The sequence below is a fragment of the Cognatishimia sp. WU-CL00825 genome (assembly GCF_040364665.1).
In the GTDB taxonomy this organism is placed as follows: Bacteria; Pseudomonadota; Alphaproteobacteria; order Rhodobacterales; family Rhodobacteraceae; genus Cognatishimia.
This window is the reverse complement of the sequence record NZ_BAABWX010000008.1, coordinates 23,351-43,342: the sequence shown is the minus strand read 5'-3', so window position 1 is coordinate 43,342 and position 19,992 is coordinate 23,351. Positions and strand designations below refer to the sequence as shown.

The following is a 19,992-nucleotide window of genomic DNA, read 5'->3' as shown; positions in this document are numbered from 1 at the left end:
GCGCTAGTTCACCAGATTGCTGGCGGCATTGCTTACCCCGATCGCCGCCCCAATCACGCCCAGCACGGTGCGGGCTGATGTGATCACGGTTTCGGTCGCCAAGAGCGTGTCTTGCGGTTGGATGTGGAACTTGCGGGCGGCAAAGAGCCCGTCTGCCGAGGTGAGATCAAACACAAACACCACCTGCTGCTTTTGCGGGCCGTTGGGCTTGATATCGGCCTTAGAATAGTCTCTCAGCAGCAGAACAGCATTCAGGTTTGCCCGTTGATCTGACAGGCCGCCAATCATCGACATGGCTTCGAGTGCGGTGACGTTAGCCCGCGGGAAATGGACCAGCTCTTCTCGGCCAGTGGCCCCCAGCGCGGTGAAATAGCGGGTGTCTTGCTCGATCAAAACCTTGTCGTTTCCGCGCAAAGTGATGTCAAATTTCGGGTCTGACTTCAGTTGGTCAACCGGAATTTCATAGCGTTTGCCTTGGCGGATCAACCGGACAACCGGATTGCGCAATGTGGATTGAATGCCGCCGCTTTGCGCGATCAGGCTGAGCAGGGCGTAATTGCGATTGGGCAGTGGATAGGTGCCGGGGCGGGCGACACCGCTGATCAGATCAACCGAGTTCTGTTGCCCGGCGACAAGGTTCATTTGCACCTGTGCGGAGGGCACAATGGCCTCTAGGGCAAATTGGATTTTTTGCCGGGCCTGATCTGGTGTCATATTGCGGATTTCGACATCTCCAAGATAGGGGATGAAGATCTTGCCGGTGGGGGAGACTTCCAGATCGGGCAGGGTGGCTTGCTTGGATGAGGGCGCGGTCAACAATGAGTTGCTTTGATTGTCCCAGATAGAGACGGTGATGCGGTCTCCGGTGCGGATCAGCGGGCTGGCAGGCCCATTTCTTTTGTTGATCCACCGAAAGCTGTTGCCGGTTTCTGGCCAGGCCATCAGACGCTGGATATTGTCCTGCGACACCGTGACAACCTGATAGGCCGGGTCGGCGGCATCTTGTTCTTTCAGGATTTCATCTGACAATGCCGCCCCGCGTGGGATGGCACATCCGGTCAATGTTGCAAGGGATATGCAAAGTGCAAAGATTTTGAAAAAGAACGTCACAAGGATCCGCCGAAGAAAGTTATTTGCTTCCTTCTAGCGAGGCGGGCGCGTCATGGACAGGCTAAAAACTCTGTTTCAAAAGATCATCTGCCGGGGTGTGGGTTTCAGGTCCATTGCGCGGCAATGGGGGAAGGCTTGGATTGTTTGTTGTGGTCATTTCTGGTGACTGCTACCACGAGGCAGAACTCTGAGAAGCGATGAAAGAGGTCAGTGATGTCTGTGTTGAGTGAAGCAGGGCCGGGAAATTCGGCACACCTGAATGCGCAAGCGGTGACCCGGGTCGCACAATCTGTGCTGGAAAAAGAAGCCGCCGCGCTGCAGCAGATGGCGCAGAATTTGCCTGGAGATTTTGTCCAAGCGGTGCAGCGGATCCTTGAAATCAAGGGCCGCGTTGTGGTGTCGGGTGTCGGAAAATCCGGTCATATTGGCCGTAAGATTGCCGCCACTTTTGCCAGCACCGGCACGCCCAGCTATTTTGTGCATGGGGCCGAGGCCAGCCATGGGGATCTGGGCATGGTCACGCGCCATGACCTGTGTATTCTGATCTCAAATTCTGGCGAAACCGCCGAGCTGCGCGACATCACGCTTTATACCCGGCGCTTTAACATTCCGCTGATTGCGATTTCATCCAATCCTGACAGCACCTTGATGCAGGCCGCGGATTACCGCCTGGCTCTGCCGAAAATTCCCGAGGTTTGCACGATTGGCAAAGCCCCAACCACCTCGACCACTTTGACATTGGCTTTGGGGGATGCGCTGTCGGTGGCGGTGATGGAACAACGCGGCTTTAGCGCTGATGAATTTCATGTGTTTCATCCGGGCGGTAAGCTGGGCAGCCAGCTGACCCGCGTGCAAGACGTCATGCATGGGGCGGATCGTCTGCCGATTGTCGCCGCAGATGCGCCGATGTCGGATGTGTTGCTGACCATGACCTCCAAAGGCTTTGGCGTGGCGCTGGTGCTGGAAGACGGGCGGCTGAAAGGCGTGATTTCGGATGGGGATTTGCGCCGCAACATGGATGTGTTGATGGGCAAGACCGCCGGTGAAATCGCCAATACAGAGCCTGTAACCGTGCAGCCAGAGCTGTTGGGTGCGCAGGCGTTGGCCATTCTGAATGACCGTAAAATCGGGGCCCTTGCGGTGACCGATGACGCAGGCCGCCCCGTTGGCATTCTGCATATCCATGATCTTTTGCGCGCAGGTATCGCATGAAAACAGTTATTATCATTCCCGCGCGTTATGCCTCGACGCGCTATCCCGGCAAACCTCTGGCAGAACTGACCCTGCCCGATGGCAGCCGCAAAAGCCTGATCCGCATGAGCTGGGAAGCCGCGATGGGCGTCAAAGGTGTCGATGGGGTTTATGTCGCCACCGATGATGCGCGCATCAAAGCGGCGGCCGAGGATTTTGGCGCCGATGTCATCATGACCTCAGAGGCCTGTGAAAACGGCACTGCGCGCTGTGCGGATGCTTTGGCCAGGGCTGACATTCAGGCCGATCTGATTGTGAACCTGCAGGGCGATGCGCCGCTGACACCGGCTTGGTTTGTCGAAGATCTGATCGCCGCCATGAAAGCTGACCCCGAGGCGCAGGTGGCGACGCCTGTGTTGCAATGTGACCCGCTGACCTATGGCCATTTTACCGAAGACCGCAAAGCTGGCCGCGTCGGCGGCACCACAGCGGTGTTTAACGCCAAGGGCCATGCGCTGTATTTTTCCAAAGAGGTTTTGCCCTTTATAGACCCTGATAAAGTGCCCGAAACAGATATTCCGGTCTATCATCACGTCGGTGTCTATGCCTATCGCCCCGAGGCTTTGGCCGCCTATACCAGCTGGCCAGTGAGTGCGCTTGAGACCCTTGAGGGGCTCGAACAGCTGCGGTTTCTGGTCAATGACACCAAGCTGCGCTGCGTGATTGTGCAGGGCAAAGGCCGGGTGTTCTGGGAGCTTAATAACCCCGAGGACGTGCCCCGGATTGAAAGCGTATTGAAGGATCTGTGATGCAAGAGAAAATCGTAACCATCGGTGACATCGCAATTGGCGGCCCCAATCCCTTTGCGCTGATCACCGGACCGTGCCAGCTGGAAAGTCTGGATCATGCGCGCATGATGGCCGAAAAGATCGCCGAGGCCTGCGCGGTCTCTGGCACAGAGTTCATTTTCAAAGCCAGCTACGACAAGGCCAACCGCAGCTCGATCACCACCCAACGGGGTTTGGGCATGGATGAGGGTCTTAAGATCTTGGGCCAGATCAAAGCTGAGTTTGGCTGCCCGATCCTGACCGATGTGCATACGGCCGATCAGTGCGCGCCCGCCGCCGAGGTCTGTGATGTCATCCAGATCCCGGCGTTTTTGTGCCGCCAGACCGATTTACTGCTGGCCGCGGGTCAAACTGGTGCTGCGATCAATGTCAAAAAGGGGCAGTTTCTGGCCCCTTGGGACATGGGCAATGTGGCGGAAAAAATCGCCAGCACCGGCAATGAAAACATCATGCTGTGTGATCGCGGCACATCCTTTGGCTATAACACGTTGGTCAGCGATTTTCGCGGGCTGCCGACCATGGCCGCCACCGGCTATCCGGTGGTGTTTGACGTGACCCATTCGGTGCAACAGCCGGGTGGTCAGGGGACAACCTCGGGCGGGCAACGTGAATTTGCCCCGGTTTTGGCGCGGGCGGCCTGTGCTGTGGGCGTGTCTGCGCTGTTTATTGAAACCCACCAAGACCCGGATCAGGCCCCAAGCGACGGCCCCAATATGATCCCGGTGGATCAAATGGCAGATCTGATCAGCGAGCTGCGCGCCTTTGATGCGCTGCGCAAGGAGCTGTAAGTCAAAAGGAGCCTAACGTGGCTGAAAAACCTTCCGTCTTGGTGACCGGCGCGGCCGGGTTTATTGGTTTTCATATGTGTCAGCGTCTGCTGGCGGATGGCTATTTGGTGGTGGGGGTCGACAGTCTGAATGACTATTATGACCCGGCGCTGAAACAGGCACGTTTGGATCAACTGACCCCACATGCGGATTTCACCGCCATCACCGGCAAGGTGGAAACACCGGGCCTGTTGCTGGATCTGTTTGCGACCCATGGCTTTGAGGCGGTGATCCATCTCGCCGCCCAGGCCGGGGTGCGCTATTCGATCGACAACCCGCGCGCCTATGCCGAGGCCAATCTGATGGGGGTGTTTGAGCTGATCGAGGCCGCCCGCGCCCATCCGCCCAAACATATGCTGATGGCCTCGACCTCGTCAGCCTATGGGGCCAATACCCAGATGCCCTATCGCGAGACCGATAAGACAAGCGCGCAGATGTCGTTTTATGCGGCCACCAAAATGGCCAATGAGGCGATGAGCCATTCCTATGCGCATCTCTATGATCTGCCGATCACCATGCTGCGGTTTTTCACGGTCTATGGCCCATGGGGACGGCCCGATATGGCGCTGTTTAAATTCACCAAGGCGATTTTGAACGGCGAGGCGATTGACGTGTATAATGGCGGCGATATGCAGCGTGATTTCACCTATGTGGATGATATCGTCGAGGGCATGCGTCAGCTGATGGATGTGCCTCCGGGCACTGACAGTGTGGGGGGGTATGACAGCCTGTCGCCTGTGGCTCCGCACCGGGTGGTGAATATCGGCAACTCTAAACCCACGCAGTTGATGGATTTCATCCGTGCCTTGGAAACAGCGCTGGGGCGCAAAGCCCAATGTAATATGATGGCGATGCAGCCCGGCGATGTGCCAGCCACCTGGGCGGATACCTCTTTGTTGAACAGCCTCACAGGCTATGCGCCCAGCACCGAGGTTCCCGAAGGCGTCGCAGCCTTTGTGGGCTGGTATAGAGACTATTTTAAGATCTGAGCACCGGTTTCAGGCTGCAGATAGTGTTGCGCGTAATCTATCTTATGTTACTTATAGCATTCCCCGCAACATATCTGCCATCACAGTCCCATTGGCCTGCATGCCTGTGGCGTTGAAATGCGGATCGCTGGCGTCACCTGGGGTCAGTTGATTGCCATTGGGCGGCCGGACAGATTTGAGCCCGGTGATGGCCTGGGCGGACCCGCTGTCTTGGTCCAAAGTTTCAATCGCAGCAATCATGCGTGCGCCCCGGTCTTCGCCGGAAATCGGCTCATAGTGACTGCCTGGTGTCAGCCAAACGATTGGCAAGTTGGCGTTGTTTAGGCTCGGTTCAGCCCGCAGATCTGCCACAAATTGCGTCGCTTGCGGCACCCAGACCGTGTTATAATCAGCCCCGGTGGTGTCATTGGCCCCAATCGACACAATGGCCCCAACGATCTGATGGGCCGGGCCAAGCGCCTGCAGCGCCGCCACCATGGCCAGCATTTCGCCATACATGCGCCCACCGGTCACCGCCACGCCTGAGGATTTGCGCCAGTCTTCGCTGCCATTTAATCCCGCGCCCGCATCCCCAAGGGACAACAGCAGCACAGGCCGGCCGCGCTCTGTGGCATAGGGGGCAAATTGCGCGCCAAAGGCTTGCAGGGGTGACATGCGTGCGGCCCCGCTGCTGGCCTGCACCGGTTCGATACAGGGCTGGGGCACATGGCGCAGACTATAAGTGTTGTTAAACGCATAGGGTGACATGCGCAGGCTGGGCATATACCAGACACGCGGATCAAAGGCCGTGGTCAGATTGGCGTCAGTCACCAGATCAGACACAGCGTTGCCCATATTGCTGTCGCCCAAACACAGCACCACATCACAAGCCACCGTATTGGGGTCTACCGTGGCCAGATCATAAAGCGCCACATCGGTGATCTGCAGATCCAGAGCATCATGGGTGGGGTTCCAGCCATAGCGGGTGTAATTGCCGGTGATATCGCCTGCTGGGGTCCAGTGAAACTTGGGGCGCAGATCATCGCCCGACAGGGTGACACCAGATAAAGAGCCATCGCCGCCATATTGACTGCGATAGGTGCCAGTGGTGCCCGGCACGGCCTGCCAAAGCGCAATATGGGGATGGCCCGCCACAATGGGCGTATCCAGATCCATGCGCACATCATTCATGCTGCCATTGCCGGTGATCTGTTGCAGATCCCCCTGGGCCACCGTCCAATTGCCGCGCAGATTGATATGGGCGGTTTCAGAAAAATCCGCCTGGGCTGCTGTATAAAGGTTCTGTGGTTTGACCAGGCCCATGTTGGGGGCGGCCCCCGGCCCGGTCAGCGCGGTGCTGCCCAGCCCCAATCCCACGGTGATCTGCATTAAAACAGCCCCACGATGCCAGTGGCATCGGTGCCCGTGGCCAGAACGCGGCGGGCCCGCACCGGAAAGGCAATGCCTGCGGCCACATAAAGCGTGGCGGTGCTGCCGCCAACGGTTTGGATCCGCACCATGCCCGATTGCGCCACATTGATGGCGCGGGTGGCCGTTGTCAGGTCGACCCCGTCGTTTGGCAGAATGGAAAAGATATCAGAGGCCGGGCTTTCAAGACCGGGACTATGGGTGCCAAAGGGGTCAGGCATGCGGATCTCCTTGCGTGTGAAATGGGATGCCGAGGGCATCGGAAACACAGAAAGAGATCCGCGCAGAGCGCTAATATTTTGTGACCGCTGCGCCCGCTCTGCTCTGAGTTTGGCGCAACGCCTGAGATCACGCTTGCGGCCACGCCTGAGGCTAGGGTGCTGCGCGTATGACAAGAGTGGCCTCTGCGGGTGAACCTGGGGTGGCTCCGCGGTTGGGGCATCGAGATTGATTTATTAAAATACTGTCTTTAAACGAAAAATTCATGCATGAGTGTCAATAAAATACTTTCTCACAGCCCCTTCTATCGCTGGCTCTGACGTGGTTTAATATGCCTTATTACCCTTATTAAGGCCTTAGATATTGCCATGCTGATCACCGGAACCGCCGCCCGAGATACCCTGCGTGCCACTCAATCGGATGACACGGTCGAGGCGCAGGGCGGCAATGATTATATTTTCAGCAAGGCCAATGGCGCGACCCTGGTGGGCGGCGATGGCAATGATCAGTATCGGTTGTTCAAACCCGATGCCACCATCATCGAGGAAGAAGACGGCGGCCATGACACCATCTGGGCCTGGCGGTCGGTGGAAATGCCCGACAATGTCGAGGATCTGTTGTTCAAAGGGGTCTCCAACTGGCACACCATCAAGGGCAATGATCTGGACAATAAGATCACTGCGCGCGGTGGCACCCAGGCCATTGATGGCGGCGGGGGCAATGACACGCTGACCGGCGGGGCTGGCAAAGACAGCTTTTATATCGAAGTCGGCGATGGCCATGACATCATCACGGATTTTGTGGCCGGCGAGGATGTGCTGACCATCTGGGGCGCAGGCCTCACCAGCTTTGCTGATATTCTGGCCCTGTCGACGGACACGGGCACAGGGGTTGTGATCACCCTGTCAGACGACCAGTCGATCACGCTTGAGGGCGTGGCGTTGGATGATCTGGATGCTGCAGATTTTCTGCTGAATTTTGCCAGCCCGGATTTTCTGGCTGGGGCCACTCTGACGTTTGAAGATAATTTTGACAGCTATCGTTCATTGACCGATGGCGATTGGAACACTGCGCCCAGCAACGGGCATCCGGTTGCGGCCAGCCTGGCGCGGGGCGGCAGTCGCTTTCATAGCTATATCGATCAAAATGCGACTGCAGCTGATGGCACGCCCTACGGGGTCAATCCGTTCAGCGTCAATAATGGCGTGCTGTCGATCACCGCACAGCGCACCCCAGATCATTTGCAGGATGAAATCCCCGAAGACTGGATCTCGGGCCTGCTGGAAACCCATGGGACCTTTGATCAGACCTATGGCTATTATGAAATTCGCGCCAAAATCCCCGAAGGCCAAGGGCTGTGGCCGGCCTTTTGGTTGGCGCCTGCTGATTTTTCATGGCCGCCCGAGATCGATATTCTCGAGGCCTTGGGCAGCATGAGCGATGTCTATCGCGCGGCGGTACATGCGCCGGTCTGGGGCGATAAGGTGACGGCAGCTCTGTCCTGGCTGGTGCCGGATCTGAGCACAGATTTTCACACCTATGGTATGATGTGGACACCTGAAACCATCAGTTTTACTCTGGATGGCCGGGTGATGTTTGAGGTCGCCACCCCTGACAATATGCATCAGGACATGGCGCTGCGGTTGAACCTGGCGATTGGCGGCTGGGATGGCGGGGCGGATGGCAGCACGCCAAATGGCGCGTCTTTTGATATTGATTATGTGCGGGTTTATGACATCCCGGGGCTGGCCGCCCTGCCCCGAGCCAGCGACATGAGCGCCTATGGTGATTTTGAAAACGGGCTGTTGCACACCAGCCAGTTTGGCCGTTTGCAGCTCTATGGCGATACAATCTGGCGGGTCAGCGACCTGGGCACCGCCGATCTGGTGCTGGGGGCGGAAGACAGCGCCACGCTTGTGGGGGATGGCGCTGCCAACCACCTGACAGGCAACGCGCACTCCACCACGATGAACGGCCAAGGCGGCGATGACACTTTGCTGGGGGGCGCGGGCGATGATTACCTGATTGGCGCGGCGGGCAATGATGTGTTGGATGGCGGCGCGGGCAATGACACGCTGGTGGGCGGTCTGGGGGATGACACCTATGTGTTGCGCCGCGGCGATGGCGCGATCACCGCGTCCCATGATTTGATCATCGAGCGCCCGGATGAGGGCATTGATACCATCCACCTGATTGATGTGAATGCGCATGAAATCCGCAGCTATATCGATTGGGCGCGCTGGCACATTGTGCTGGTGGACGCGAGCGGCACCGAATTCTTCTCAATCAAAGTGGCCCCGGGCATCGGTGGCCAGGACGTGGGCAGCTATATGGAACGCCTGATGTTTGCCGATGGCACGGTCTGGGATTTGACCGGTGGTCTGTACCTGCACGGCGATGATCAGAATAACCTCAGTTCGGGCACCGTCTTTGATGACACCATTCTGGGGGCGGGCGGCTCTGATACTTTGGCGGGCATGGATGGCAATGACAGCCTGGATGGCGGCGCGGGTGTTGACTATGTTTTTGGCTGGAATGGCGATGATTACCTAAGTGACAGCGGCAGCGAAGGCGGTGACTCGCTTTATGGCGAAGCTGGTAACGACACGCTGATGGGCGGTGCGGGCATTGATGCGCTGTTTGGCGGGCTGGGCAATGACAGTCTGCGCGCCAGCAATGATGGCGATATTCTGGATGGCGGCGCGGGCAATGACACGCTGGTGGGCCGCGGCGCTGCGGACACCCTGAAAGGTGGCGCGGGCGATGATCGCATTGTGGCCAGCCATGGCGATGACTTGCTGGCTGGCGGCGCAGGCAAAGACGTGATGATCGGCGGCAATGGCAATGACACGTTGTATGGCGGCGATGGCAACGACAAGCTGATCGGCAATAATGACGACGACTTACTGCTGGGCGAGCTGGGCAATGACCTGCTGGTTGGCGGCGCAGGCGCGGATACGCTGGATGGGGGCGCAGGGCGTGACCGCTATCGCGGCGGCAGTGGCGAAGATGTATTTCAGTTTGTGTTTGAAGAAATCGATCGGGATCTCATTCAGGACTATCAGGCCGGCGAACGCATCGAGGTGGATGTAAGCGGGGATCTGGCTGATTATGCGGTGTCGATTGTGGACAATAAGATCAGCATCGCCTTTTTGCCGACCGGAGAGACCGCCCTGTTTTATGGCACCGGCGTCAGCCTGGATGATATCTTTCTGATCTAAGCCAGATCTCCCCCGATTTCCCCCGGGGCACAGCTGCGCTATATCTTTTGGAAAGCAAAGAATTGGGGCCGGGGCACAGTGGTGTTTTTCAAAAAGTTACAAGGGGCGCTGTCGGGGGCCGCGTCAGAGGCAGAGACTGCGCCTTTGCATCTGGCGCATGATTTTGTGGTGATTGGCGACCTGCACGGGCGGGCGGATTTGCTGGAAGGTCTGTTGCGGCAGCTTGAGACCGAGGCCCCTGGCCTGCCCCTGGTCTTTGTCGGGGATTATATTGATCGCGGCCCTGACAGCGCGGCGGTGCTGCGCCTGTTGCAGGATCTGCCCGGCGCAACCTGTCTGATGGGCAATCACGAACGCATGTGTCTGAGTTTTCTGGACCAGCCCAATCGCAATGGCGCGCGCTGGCTGCGCTATGGCGGGGCTGATACTTTGGCCAGCTATGGGGTGGCGGTGCAGCAGGATGATCGGTTGCGCGCCCGCGACCAGCTGATCGACATCATGGGCGAAGACAGCATCCATTGGATGCGCGCCCTGCCGCTGTTTGCGCGCAACGGCATGCTTTATGTCACCCATGCCGGGGCGGACCCGCGCCAGGACATTGAAACCCAAGATGAATCCAGCTTGATCTGGGAACATCCAGAGTTTGTGCGACAGCCGCGCCGCGATGGGGCCTGGCTGATCCATGGCCACACCATTGTAACCCAGCCTCTGGTGCAACAGCAGCGCATTGCCATCGACACCGGGGCCTATGCCACCGGCCGTTTGACGGCGGCGGTTTTTGCCGGCGATGACCTGCGGTTTGTACAAACCCCATAGGGCGCCGTGCCCGAGGGTGCTGCAGCTGCAAAGAGCAGGTGTGAACGATTCGAATTAAACTGTGCTTGATGAGGGCTGTGCCGTGGCCGTCTAAATATCGGCAACTATATGCCCAATTTCCGCCTTATTGTTTTGTTTCCCAAGCTTGTACAATGTGTTTCCACTCTGTATTCAAAGGGTGTTGGCTGGTTTTCCAGATCGGCCCCAAAAAAGATGTCCGCCGGGTTTTCACCACGCTGAAGGCCCATAAATACCAATAAACAAGGGGTTTTTGTCTCAAATTGAGCCACCATCGTTTGTAACGCACATCTTTTGCATTTGCAGCATTTCTGCTGCAGCTGCACAAAAAACACGCTTTAGGGCTAATCCACCTGAGCCCTTTTCTCTGAAAGACTTGCACTTTAATATGAGTGCCACATTCTTGCCATAGAGCGAGATGGCAACGACATCGAGTTAGTTTGTATGAATTTGGTTTGTGACTGGGTTAAGAGCCCGTGTTTGACTGTCGTGAAGGGATAGAGAATGGACTTTTCAGAAGCACATGTGAAAGCCTATAACGACCGCGCGAAAAAACGTGTGCAGGTAAGAAAAGCCCGCGTGAAACGCGTGATGGATCTTGTGTTGGCTGTTGTGATCCTGCCAGCGATCCTGCCGGTGATTGCGGTCTTATATGTGCTGACGCGCCGCGATGGCGGCCCGGGCTTTTTTGGCCATGTGCGCGTGGGCAAAGACAATAAGGAATTCCGCTGCTGGAAGATCCGCACCATGGTGCATAATGCCGAAGCGGTGCTGGAAGACTATCTGGCGTCCAATCCGGAAGCCGCCGCAGAATGGAACCGGGATTTCAAACTGACCAATGATCCGCGCATCACCCGTCTGGGGCGTATCCTGCGCGAAACCAGCCTGGATGAGCTGCCGCAAATCTGGAACGTTTTGCTGGGCGAAATGAGCTTTGTTGGCCCGCGTCCTGTGACCCGCAAAGAGATGTGCAAATACCAAGGTTATGAATGGTGCTACCTGTCTTCCAAGCCCGGCATCACCGGTCTGTGGCAGGTCTCTGGTCGCAATGATGTCGACTATGACGAGCGTGTGCAGATGGATATGGAATATGTCACCACCCAGTCTGTGGCCGGTGATATGAGCATCATTCTGCGCACCGCAGGGGCCGTGTTGAACCGCACCGGCCGCTAGGGGAAAGCGCGAAAATCCGCGCTGAATTCAACCAGATACCCACTAAATATTTCCTGAAAATCCGCCCCGATCTCGAGGCGGATTTTTTGCTGTTTGCGGTTCTGGCTTTGGTGTCAGGCGCGGCTGTAGCACATGTGGTCAGCACCGATTCGGTCCCGGGGAATCGATATCTGGCAGAGCCGGGCCAGAGCGGTGGAAATCACCGGTAAAACCGCCCTGTCAGACGCGAAACACTCTGTTTTATCTGCGGCAACAATGCGGCGGGATTGTGACGAAACCGCGCGCCCCTTTTCCTTGGTCTTTGTCCTGGCCTTGCAGGAAGGTCGCTGGATGACTCAACCTGTGATTGATATCCCTGACAAGGTCTTATGGCAAGATTGCAGACTGGTTGGTTTTCAATTCCAAAATGCTTGCCCCCCGGATTCTGCCCGGTGATCTGCCCCGGGGGCACAAGATCACCCAGGAATGTGCGCGTAAAATCCGACAGGCCAGAGAATGGATCCGTGCAAAAAGTGTTAACCCCCTAGAAAAACATCAATAAATTGGCAGGTTTATCTCATTTTGAGTGTAGATTTACCTGTCGGGGCCTCTGCGTGGGATCGCATTTGGGTCAAACGCCCCCTGCCAGATCTGTGGAAAGGGCCGGTGGCAATTGGCTATGGGTTTGCATTGCATAGAGAATTTTAGCCGGGGGCAGCGCTCTGCATGAAATGTTTCACGAATATCCCGTTAAAGGCGAGAAGGTTATTTTATGACCCTGCAAATGCAGTCATCAAAACCCCTGCGACTTGAGCCAGAGAGACAGCAGCGGTTTGATTTGATGGAGGTTTCTCAAAAAATTTTGCTCTGAAAATATGGCGAAAATGTGTTAAATATCTGGTTGAGAGAACCGGTCTCATATACTATCAAATTCATAATGTAACGGAGGGTAATTAAATGACTGTAATTAGTAATGGCGCAAACCTAATTCAGGGTGACAACAATGACAGCGATGTCCGTGGCCTTGGTGGCGACGATGTTGTGATCGCAGCTGGCGGCGACGACTATGTTCGTGGCGGCACCGGCAATGACAAAATCAAAGGCGGCACAGGCAATGACAACCTGGCTGGCGGCGACGGCGACGACACACTGTCCGGTGGTGACGGTGAAGATCGTCTGATCGGCGGCGAAGGCAATGACCGTCTTGCAGGTGGTAACGGCAACGACACACTGTCCGGCGGCACAGGCAACGACATGTTGTTTGGCGGCGCAGACGAAGACACATTTGTCTTTGGCGACAACTCCACAGGCAACAGCAAGATCAAAGACTTCGAAGTTGGTATCGACGAGCTGCGTCTCGAAGATGGCATTGGCATGTCTGGTTCTTCCACAACATCCAAAGGTGCTTTGATCCAGCTGGATACCGGTGGGTCCATCTTGTTTGAAGGTCTGACCGAAGCAGAAGCGATCGACCTGTTCGTCTAAGCTAAGACATTTGCCAATTTATTGGCGAGATCACCTCCGGAGTTTTCCGGGGGTGATTTTTTTTGTCTACATTTTAGGAAATTGCCGCCCATTGTGCAGGATATGGGGCCATTCCCGGCCTGTCCCCGCGCATCCGCGATAATCACTTGGTTTTCCAGAGCATTAAAACTAAACACGGGGCCGAAGACTGACGGCTTGTCACAAAGGACCGGCGGTGTCGGGCTGACGCGGCAACCTCAAACCTTTCCCCCTGGGCAATGTAGAAATTTCAATGACGCATTTGAACGGAAAACCCAAGAGCTACCGCCCAGAGATTGATGGCATGCGTGCCGTCGCTGTGATCTCGGTGATGATCTATCATTTGAAACTTCAGCTGGGCGGTGGGGTTCTGCTGGCCGGTGGGTTTTTGGGGGTGGATCTGTTCTTTGTTTTGTCTGGCTTTCTGATCACCCAAATTCTGGTGGATGAATTCAGCAAGACCGGCCAGATCAGCATTCTGCAATTTTACTGGCGACGCGCCAAACGCATCTTGCCCCCCCTGCTGTTGGTGATGGTCTGCAGCCTGCCGGTGGCCTGGTTTATGCTCTTGCCCAGCGAACTTGAGCGCTTTGCCTATTCGATCCTCAGCGCGCTGTTCTTTGTCAGCAACGCATTCTGGTTCTTTGAACTTAGCGAATATGGCGCGCAATCTGGATTGCTGCAGCCGTTTTTGCACACCTGGAGTCTGGCGATCGAAGAACAGTTCTATCTGGTCTTTCCGCCGCTTTTGATTGTGATGTTGCGGTGCTGGAGCCAGCGCATCGCGTTGTTCATTCTGATGGGCTGTCTGGTGCTGAGCCTGTTGGCGGCGCAATGGCTGACCCAGGAACATTCCGCTCTGTCATTCTATGCCCCCACCAGCCGGGCCTGGGAAATGCTGGCCGGCTCTGTGCTGGCGTTTTTGTCCCGGTCTGCGCCCAATGCCCTGCGCGGTGGGCTGCTGGATAAAATCATTCCCAGCCTGTCTTTGGCGGTGCTGTTGGGCTGCATTGTCATGCTGGATCTGGTGTCCATTCAACATCCGGGCTTTGTCACGATCCCGGTTATTTTGGCCACCAGCGGCTTGATCTGGTTCATGGCCCCGGGCGAACCGGTCACGCGGGCCCTGTCGGCCAAGCCGGTGGTCTATGTGGGCAAGCTGTCATATTCGCTGTATCTGTGGCACTTCCCGATCTTTGCCTTTGGCCGCCTGCGCGAGATTGGCACGCCGGGTTTTGTGGATATGGCGAGCTGGGTGGCGCTGACCTTTGCCCTGTCGATCACCGGCTATTATCTGATCGAGAAACCCTTTCGCTTTCGCCTGTCCGTCAAGCCTTTTGCGGGCATTGTCACCATGACGCTGGTGCCGCTGTGCCTGCTGTGTGCCCTGATCATCAGCGGCACAATTGCCCCCACCGGCAAGCTGAAAAACCTTGCGGCGCTTTACGGGGAAAACGAAATCGACAATACGGTTCTGGCCCAGGCCAGCTGGGGCCCGCTTGATGCGCTTTCGCCGGACGAAGACATCGGCTCGTGGAACGCTTTGCGCGCCTCGGAAACCGAAAAAACCGCGCTTTGGTTCACCGGTGAAAACACCCGCAAGGTGCTGATTATTGGCGATTCCCATTCCAAAGATCTGTTTAATGCGCTGAGCCTGAACAGCGATCAGTTCCCCAATACCGAATTTGCCCGCTTTAACCTGCACCGCAAATCTCTGCAGGCAGATCTGGAACTGCTGCGCGCTGCGCCCAATTTTGCCGCCAGCGATACCATCTTGATTGCCCCCAGATATTACCGTGAATATCGCACGGCTTTGGCCACCATGCTGAGCGCCCTCAAAGGGCAGGGAAAGACCCTGATTGTGGCGGGCAGCACCGCCGAATTTGATGTGGGCGGCGCCCAGCCTTTGTTTGATTGGTATCTGCGCCAAAGCGGCGATGCGGCGGCCCTTAGCAAGTTAAACACTTTGGCCCCCAAGTTCGAAGACCCGGTGGCCCGGGCGCGCAATGCGGATATTCAAGAGATTGCCGAAGCCGCAGGGGCAGGCTTTCTGTCACGCCGCAGCCTGATCTGTGATGACAGCCCAAAGGCTTGCACCATTGTGACCCCGGATCGTCTGAAGGCGATGTATGACGACACCCATTGGACGCTTGCGGGTGCCAAACTCTTTGGGCAGCGGGCTGCCAAGGCCGGATGGCTCACATCCGCGCCATGATCTTTTGCGGTTTGCGCCGCAGTGTTGACAACAGGACCAGATAGCGCCCGTGAAACGGGTGAAACAGGAGAGCAGCTATGGCGCGCAAAGCCCCATTCAAAGAACGTCTGACACGGCGTCTTTCCATTGTCGGAGGGCGCGCCCGCCGCAGCCTTCCCGGCGGTGCCCCCAAACATCGCAGCGTCTATTTTCACATGCCCAAATGTGGCGGCACGTCTTTGTCAGAGGCGATGTATGCCACAGTGCCGTTTAATGAACGCATTGGGGTGATTGATGCGGTCTCGACCCGCCGCGCGGCGGCGATGATGGAATTTGACAAGGATGACGCCTTTCTATGCCACGAGGATCTGGACACGGGCCAGCTGACCTTTGATCTGCGCGAAGGGCTGTTTTTGCAGCATATGGCCTGGGACACAGCCTTGATCCACGGCCATGTGTTCTGGTCTGAAAAAGCCCATGCACATTTTGGCGACACCTATAAATATGTCACCCTGATGCGGGATCCGGTGGCGCGTATGGTGTCCAATTACCGCATGACCCAACGCAGCGGCGTGACCCAAGGCGATCTGGATAGCTATCTGGAAAGTGATGTGGCCCGCCGCCACGCGCGGGTCTATCTGCGCTATCTGACCGGACGCAATGACATCCCCGAGGCCGAGCTGCCCGCGGCAATTGAACTGGCCAAAACACGCCTGTCGACCTTTGCTTTGGTGGGATTTCTTGAGCAGATCGAAGATTTCATGCAAAGCTACCGTGATCTGTTTGGCGTGAAGCTGCGCATGGCGCAGCTGAATTCGGCCCCGGATCGCAAACCGGATTACACCGAGGCACAAATGCAGCGTCTGACCGAGCTTTGCGCGCCTGACATCGCGCTTTATGATTTTGCCAAAACCCTTGCCTAAGAAGGGCTAGCGCCACCCCTATGACCTCAACAGCCCTCTTTCCCTCCTCTGCGGCCCCGGCAGATCGCAGCCGCGAAGGGCAGTTTTGGGCTGTGGTTGATGTGGGTTTGCTGTTTCTGGTGGTGATTGCCAGCTCTGACATGCTGGTGCATCTGGGCTTTGGCCAATCGCTGGTCTGGCTGTTGTGTTATGCCACCACCCTGCTGCGGGTGATTATGCTGTGGCCGTATTTCTTTGCCCTGATGCTGGATAACAAAGCGGTGCTGGCCTATCCGGTGGTCTGCCTGGCTTCGGTTGTCTGGTCGCTGTCCCCGGCCAGCAGCATCTCGTCGGGGGTGCAGTTGATGATGACCTTTGTCATCGCCACCTATCTTGGCTGGCGCTATTCGATCAGCGCCATCACCCGCGCCATCTTTCTTGTGCTGACCCTCGCCGTGATCCTGTCGCTGCTGCATTGGGCCACAGGGCTGTTTCCCTGGCGGGTTTACAGTCGGGCGGGCGGTCTGATGGGGGTGTTTTCGCAAAAGAACATGCTGGGGCAACGCGCCTTGTTCTGCGTGGTCGCCGCTTTGGCCATGCTGTTGATGTATAGATCCGAGGCCAGCATCAAGTTAAAACTGGCCGCGCTTGTCAGCCTGGCGCTGACCTTTGCGGCGTTGATTTTATCACAATCCATGACCTCGGTTTTGCTGGTGCCCCCCATGGCCGGGCTTTTGGCGGTGCTTTGCGTGCGGCGCATTCCCTCGAGCGTGTCCACAACCCTGATCTTTTTGACCGTCATGGCCATCGCCCTAGGACCGATATTGCTGACCGTGGCCGGGCTAGATCCGATTCAGATTGTGCTGGATGGGGTGGGCAAAGATGCCACCCTGACCGGGCGCACGGTGCTGTGGGATGTGGCCCAGGATGTGGCCGCTGAACACCCGGTGCTTGGGGTGGGCTATACGGCCTTTTGGTCGGCCCCCGATTTTGCCCACGAACGGCTTTTGACCCAACACGCCGGGGCGGTCACCAGCGTGTCCTTTCATAATTTTGTGCTCGAGATTTTTGTCTCGGCCGGCTGGGCTGGCGTGCTGGCGATGTTTTGGCTGATCTACACCGCGGGCAAACGTCTGCTGCGGCTGTTTATGCACAATGGCTCTGTGCCGGCCGCCTGTGGGCTGGTGTTTCTGTTTGCCAGCATTCTGACCTCGCTGCTGGGGCCATCGCTGTATCGGGGCCATGAGTTCATGATTGTGGTCATGGTGATGTATGCGGTCAGCGCCCAGCAAGATTGGCGCAGCCTGCATCCTCAAGGGGATAAACCGCGCGCCGCAGAGGACTTTCTGGCCCATCCTTTTTCCTCGGTGCGCGCCCGTTCTGCGCCACATATCGCCACAAATTCATCTGAAAACAAACATAAGGCTATGAAAGACAGGGCATGACAGATTTATTATCAGCCAAACGGCTGTGTATTTTACGCCTTTAAATAGCCCCTGGGAGAGCAACACCCTATGCGACTGACATCCACCCTTCTTGGCCTGAGCCTGATCTGCGCCACCCCGCTTGCTGCGGATCCATACCGGTTGGTCGTTGGGGATCAAATCACCCTGAATTACAACTTTTTGCAGACCCCAAAGACCGCGACCATCGATCTGGATGGCAATATTCGCCTGTCAGAAATCGGCAGTATTGTCGCGGATGGCAAGACCTTTGACGAGGTCGAAGCCGATGTCACCGATGCCATGGTCAAAGGTGGCTTTAGCGGCATTCCCTTTGTGTCGGTGGAAATCTCGGAATATGCCCCCATCATCGTTTCGGGCTTTATTGAACGCGGGGGCCGTTTTGACTTTGCCCCGGGCATGACTGTGGGCGTGGCTTTGGCCCTGTCTGGCGGCGCGGCAACATTGGATGCGCCCACCGGCGGCAATTCGGAATTGTCCTCTTTGGCGGCGCGGCGCCGGTCGACCACCCTGGCCACAGATATTGCCGATACCGCTGCGCGGATTTCCCGCCTTGAGGCGGCTTTGGCCGGGCCAGAGGCCCCGGTGGTTCTGCCCGAAGATCTGCAGGCGGCTGTGCCGCGCTCGGAATTGCCAGGTCTGGAAAACCGCCTGATAGCCGAGGCCAAAGTTCTGGACCGAGCCCGGCTGACCGCTGCGATATTGATCAAATCCTGGGATAAGGAAATTGCCGAAGGCCAATTGCAAATTGGCATTCTGGATGAGCGGCTTGGCCTGAAAGAAAGCACCATTGCCCGCATATCCGAAGATCTGGATGCGGCCCGCAGCCTGCAATCTCAGGGTCTGGCCACCAATACCCGCACCTCGGGCCTGGTGCAGCGTCTGGCGGATGAACGCGAAGATCTCTTGGCGATCGAAACCGCCAAGATCAACGTGCGCCGCGCGATTTCCTTGGCGGAACGCAACCGTCAAAGATACGAGTCAGATCAGCATCAAACCCGTCTCGAAGCCCTGCGCGATGCGCGCAATCTGTTAAATACCCTGCAGCAGAACTACCGTATTTCGCTGAGTGAATTGGCGCTGCTTTATGGGGATGTGAATGGTCTGGCGCTGGATGATGGCGGCATTGGCCTGCAATTCTCGATCCTGGGCCCGCGCGCCGCCCGCTTTGCCAATGAAACCGTCACCAGCAACACCGTGTTGTTGCCCGGCGATATTGTGGTGGTGGGAACCGACGTGCAAACCAGCGCGAACTAAAGGCTCTGCCGCCAGGGTTCACACAGACCAGTTTGAAAAAGACCTGCCGGTTATCTCACGAAACCGGGTGGTGTCCTCTGTCAGATCCGCCTGTATCTTGGCCAGCAGATCCGCGGGGAAAACCGGGGGTTTGCGGCTTTTGCCAAAGGCCAGCAGTCCGCGGATTTTATCGCGCATCTCGCGGCTGATCAGCGCGGTGATGCGCCGTCCCAGCGGCGATTGCGCAAAGCGTAAAATAGGCGCTGGCACCCGGGATAATTCCGCACTGTCGTTCTGGGCACCTTTGTCTTGGATCTGGCGGGCAGAGGCCCCGATATGGGTGGTGATCTGATCCATCACCGCTTGGGGGTCTTGCACCATGTCGTCAAAATCCAGCACCAAAAGCGCTTCCTTGGGGAAATGCGCCAAATACGCCTCTAGCTGGCGGGCATAAAGGCTCGCATCCAGAATATGCGCATATTCATGGCTTTCGGTAAAATCCGCCATATCAGGGTCGATATCGCCAATGATAAAGCTGTGTTTGAACTGCGACACCGCCCGTTTGACCGGATCACGCACAATATAGATCAGCCGCACATCCGGGCAGGTCTCAGCAATGCGTGCTGGCACGCCGGCAAAGTCACGCGACTTGGTGTAATTTGGGCTGGCCTCCCCCCGGATCAACGGCCTCGTTCCCCATTGATCTGAATACCACGACAGCCCATTGCCCCAGGTTTTTTCGGCGACAAAGAAATCGGTTTCCTTGTCGCGCGACATATCCACCTCGGGGTGTTCGGCGAGATAGCGATACAGGCTGGTGGTGCCTGACTTCATCGCGCCGATGATGATAAAATGCGGCAGTCTTTGATCTTGGGACATAGGGTGTCTTCTTACAA

At 57.0% G+C, this 19,992-nt stretch carries 16 protein-coding genes; 12 read left to right on the top strand and 4 right to left on the bottom strand.

Annotated elements, in window-relative coordinates; all coding sequences use genetic code 11:
- Positions 1-3: 3 nt before the first annotated feature.
- Positions 4-1,110, bottom strand: a complete 1,107-nt coding sequence (locus tag ABXG94_RS16740; protein ID WP_353536133.1) for a polysaccharide biosynthesis/export family protein — start codon at positions 1,108-1,110, stop codon at positions 4-6.
- Between the two features lie 213 nt (positions 1,111-1,323).
- Here ABXG94_RS16740 and ABXG94_RS16735 point away from each other — a divergent pair, with 213 nt between their 5' ends.
- From ABXG94_RS16735 to ABXG94_RS16720, 4 genes are read left to right on the top strand one after another with little or no spacing between them, the layout of a single operon-like run.
- The gene (locus ABXG94_RS16735; protein WP_353536132.1) at positions 1,324-2,322 is read left to right on the top strand and encodes a KpsF/GutQ family sugar-phosphate isomerase; all 999 of its coding nucleotides are present in this window, start codon (positions 1,324-1,326) and stop codon (positions 2,320-2,322) included.
- Complete coding sequence (locus ABXG94_RS16730) at positions 2,319-3,110, top strand: 3-deoxy-manno-octulosonate cytidylyltransferase (protein WP_353536131.1); 792 nt, start codon at positions 2,319-2,321, stop codon at positions 3,108-3,110. Before ABXG94_RS16735 ends, ABXG94_RS16730 begins: the two co-directional genes overlap by 4 nt.
- Complete coding sequence (gene kdsA / locus ABXG94_RS16725) at positions 3,110-3,937, top strand: 3-deoxy-8-phosphooctulonate synthase (RefSeq protein WP_353536130.1); 828 nt, start codon at positions 3,110-3,112, stop codon at positions 3,935-3,937. The genes ABXG94_RS16730 and kdsA overlap by 1 nt, the downstream gene beginning before the upstream one ends.
- 17 nt (positions 3,938-3,954) lie before the next feature.
- The gene (locus tag ABXG94_RS16720) at positions 3,955-4,965 is read left to right on the top strand and encodes an SDR family NAD(P)-dependent oxidoreductase (RefSeq protein WP_353536129.1); all 1,011 of its coding nucleotides are present in this window, start codon (positions 3,955-3,957) and stop codon (positions 4,963-4,965) included.
- Positions 4,966-5,016: 51 nt separating this feature from the next.
- Here ABXG94_RS16720 and ABXG94_RS16715 read toward each other — a convergent pair whose 3' ends face one another.
- Positions 5,017-6,333: an SGNH/GDSL hydrolase family protein gene (locus tag ABXG94_RS16715; RefSeq protein ID WP_353536128.1), complete on the bottom strand. Its 1,317-nt coding sequence runs from the start codon at positions 6,331-6,333 to the stop codon at positions 5,017-5,019.
- On the bottom strand, positions 6,333-6,593 hold the full coding sequence (locus tag ABXG94_RS16710; protein WP_353536127.1) for a spike base protein, RCAP_Rcc01079 family: 261 nt from the start codon (positions 6,591-6,593) through the stop codon (positions 6,333-6,335). Before ABXG94_RS16710 ends, ABXG94_RS16715 begins: the two co-directional genes overlap by 1 nt.
- A 366-nt stretch (positions 6,594-6,959) precedes the next feature.
- On the opposite strand from ABXG94_RS16710, the gene ABXG94_RS16705 reads away from it, so the two are divergent.
- The 8 genes from ABXG94_RS16705 to ABXG94_RS16670 all read left to right on the top strand — a co-directional run bounded on the left by ABXG94_RS16705 (position 6,960) and on the right by ABXG94_RS16670 (position 19,117).
- Entirely contained in the window at positions 6,960-9,812 is a 2,853-nt protein-coding gene (locus ABXG94_RS16705; protein WP_353536126.1) for a family 16 glycosylhydrolase, read from the top strand.
- A gap of 81 nt (positions 9,813-9,893) precedes the next feature.
- On the top strand, positions 9,894-10,628 hold the full coding sequence (locus ABXG94_RS16700) for a metallophosphoesterase family protein (protein ID WP_353536125.1): 735 nt from the start codon (positions 9,894-9,896) through the stop codon (positions 10,626-10,628).
- A gap of 522 nt (positions 10,629-11,150) precedes the next feature.
- Positions 11,151-11,819 carry a sugar transferase gene (locus ABXG94_RS16695; RefSeq protein WP_353536124.1) on the top strand — a complete coding sequence of 223 codons (669 nt, stop codon included), beginning with the start codon at positions 11,151-11,153 and terminating at the stop codon, positions 11,817-11,819.
- Between the two features lie 936 nt (positions 11,820-12,755).
- Positions 12,756-13,283, top strand: a complete 528-nt coding sequence (locus tag ABXG94_RS16690) for a calcium-binding protein (protein ID WP_353536123.1) — start codon at positions 12,756-12,758, stop codon at positions 13,281-13,283.
- Positions 13,284-13,554: 271 nt separating this feature from the next.
- Positions 13,555-15,516 carry an acyltransferase family protein gene (locus ABXG94_RS16685; protein WP_353536122.1) on the top strand — a complete coding sequence of 654 codons (1,962 nt, stop codon included), beginning with the start codon at positions 13,555-13,557 and terminating at the stop codon, positions 15,514-15,516.
- 77 nt (positions 15,517-15,593) lie between these two features.
- The gene (locus tag ABXG94_RS16680) at positions 15,594-16,418 is read left to right on the top strand and encodes a sulfotransferase family 2 domain-containing protein (RefSeq protein ID WP_353536121.1); all 825 of its coding nucleotides are present in this window, start codon (positions 15,594-15,596) and stop codon (positions 16,416-16,418) included.
- A gap of 20 nt (positions 16,419-16,438) precedes the next feature.
- Positions 16,439-17,842 (top strand): O-antigen ligase family protein, encoded by a 1,404-nt coding sequence (locus ABXG94_RS16675; protein ID WP_353536120.1) that lies wholly within the window; start codon positions 16,439-16,441, stop codon positions 17,840-17,842.
- 69 nt (positions 17,843-17,911) lie between these two features.
- On the top strand, positions 17,912-19,117 hold the full coding sequence (locus ABXG94_RS16670; protein WP_353536119.1) for a polysaccharide biosynthesis/export family protein: 1,206 nt from the start codon (positions 17,912-17,914) through the stop codon (positions 19,115-19,117).
- An 18-nt stretch (positions 19,118-19,135) separates the two neighbouring features.
- Here the strand turns inward: ABXG94_RS16670 and ABXG94_RS16665 are convergent, their stop codons facing one another.
- Positions 19,136-19,975 (bottom strand): sulfotransferase family protein, encoded by an 840-nt coding sequence (locus tag ABXG94_RS16665; protein ID WP_353536118.1) that lies wholly within the window; start codon positions 19,973-19,975, stop codon positions 19,136-19,138.
- Between the last annotated feature and the right edge of the window lie 17 nt (positions 19,976-19,992).

What these genes read in the sequence shown, in the direction of transcription:
- ABXG94_RS16735 (WP_353536132.1), top strand. Translation starts at nt 1,324, where the DNA reads ATGTCTGTGTTGAGTGAAGCAGGGCCGGGAAATTCGGCACACCTGAAT.
- ABXG94_RS16730 (WP_353536131.1), top strand. Translation starts at nt 2,319, where the DNA reads ATGAAAACAGTTATTATCATTCCCGCGCGTTATGCCTCGACGCGCTAT.
- kdsA (WP_353536130.1), top strand. Translation starts at nt 3,110, where the DNA reads ATGCAAGAGAAAATCGTAACCATCGGTGACATCGCAATTGGCGGCCCC.
- ABXG94_RS16715 (WP_353536128.1), bottom strand. Translation starts at nt 6,333, where the DNA reads ATGCAGATCACCGTGGGATTGGGGCTGGGCAGCACCGCGCTGACCGGG.
- ABXG94_RS16710 (WP_353536127.1), bottom strand. Translation starts at nt 6,593, where the DNA reads ATGCCTGACCCCTTTGGCACCCATAGTCCCGGTCTTGAAAGCCCGGCC.
- ABXG94_RS16705 (WP_353536126.1), top strand. Translation starts at nt 6,960, where the DNA reads ATGCTGATCACCGGAACCGCCGCCCGAGATACCCTGCGTGCCACTCAA.
- ABXG94_RS16695 (WP_353536124.1), top strand. Translation starts at nt 11,151, where the DNA reads ATGGACTTTTCAGAAGCACATGTGAAAGCCTATAACGACCGCGCGAAA.
- ABXG94_RS16690 (WP_353536123.1), top strand. Translation starts at nt 12,756, where the DNA reads ATGACTGTAATTAGTAATGGCGCAAACCTAATTCAGGGTGACAACAAT.
- ABXG94_RS16685 (WP_353536122.1), top strand. Translation starts at nt 13,555, where the DNA reads ATGACGCATTTGAACGGAAAACCCAAGAGCTACCGCCCAGAGATTGAT.
- ABXG94_RS16680 (WP_353536121.1), top strand. Translation starts at nt 15,594, where the DNA reads ATGGCGCGCAAAGCCCCATTCAAAGAACGTCTGACACGGCGTCTTTCC.
- ABXG94_RS16675 (WP_353536120.1), top strand. Translation starts at nt 16,439, where the DNA reads ATGACCTCAACAGCCCTCTTTCCCTCCTCTGCGGCCCCGGCAGATCGC.
- ABXG94_RS16670 (WP_353536119.1), top strand. Translation starts at nt 17,912, where the DNA reads ATGCGACTGACATCCACCCTTCTTGGCCTGAGCCTGATCTGCGCCACC.
- ABXG94_RS16665 (WP_353536118.1), bottom strand. Translation starts at nt 19,975, where the DNA reads ATGTCCCAAGATCAAAGACTGCCGCATTTTATCATCATCGGCGCGATG.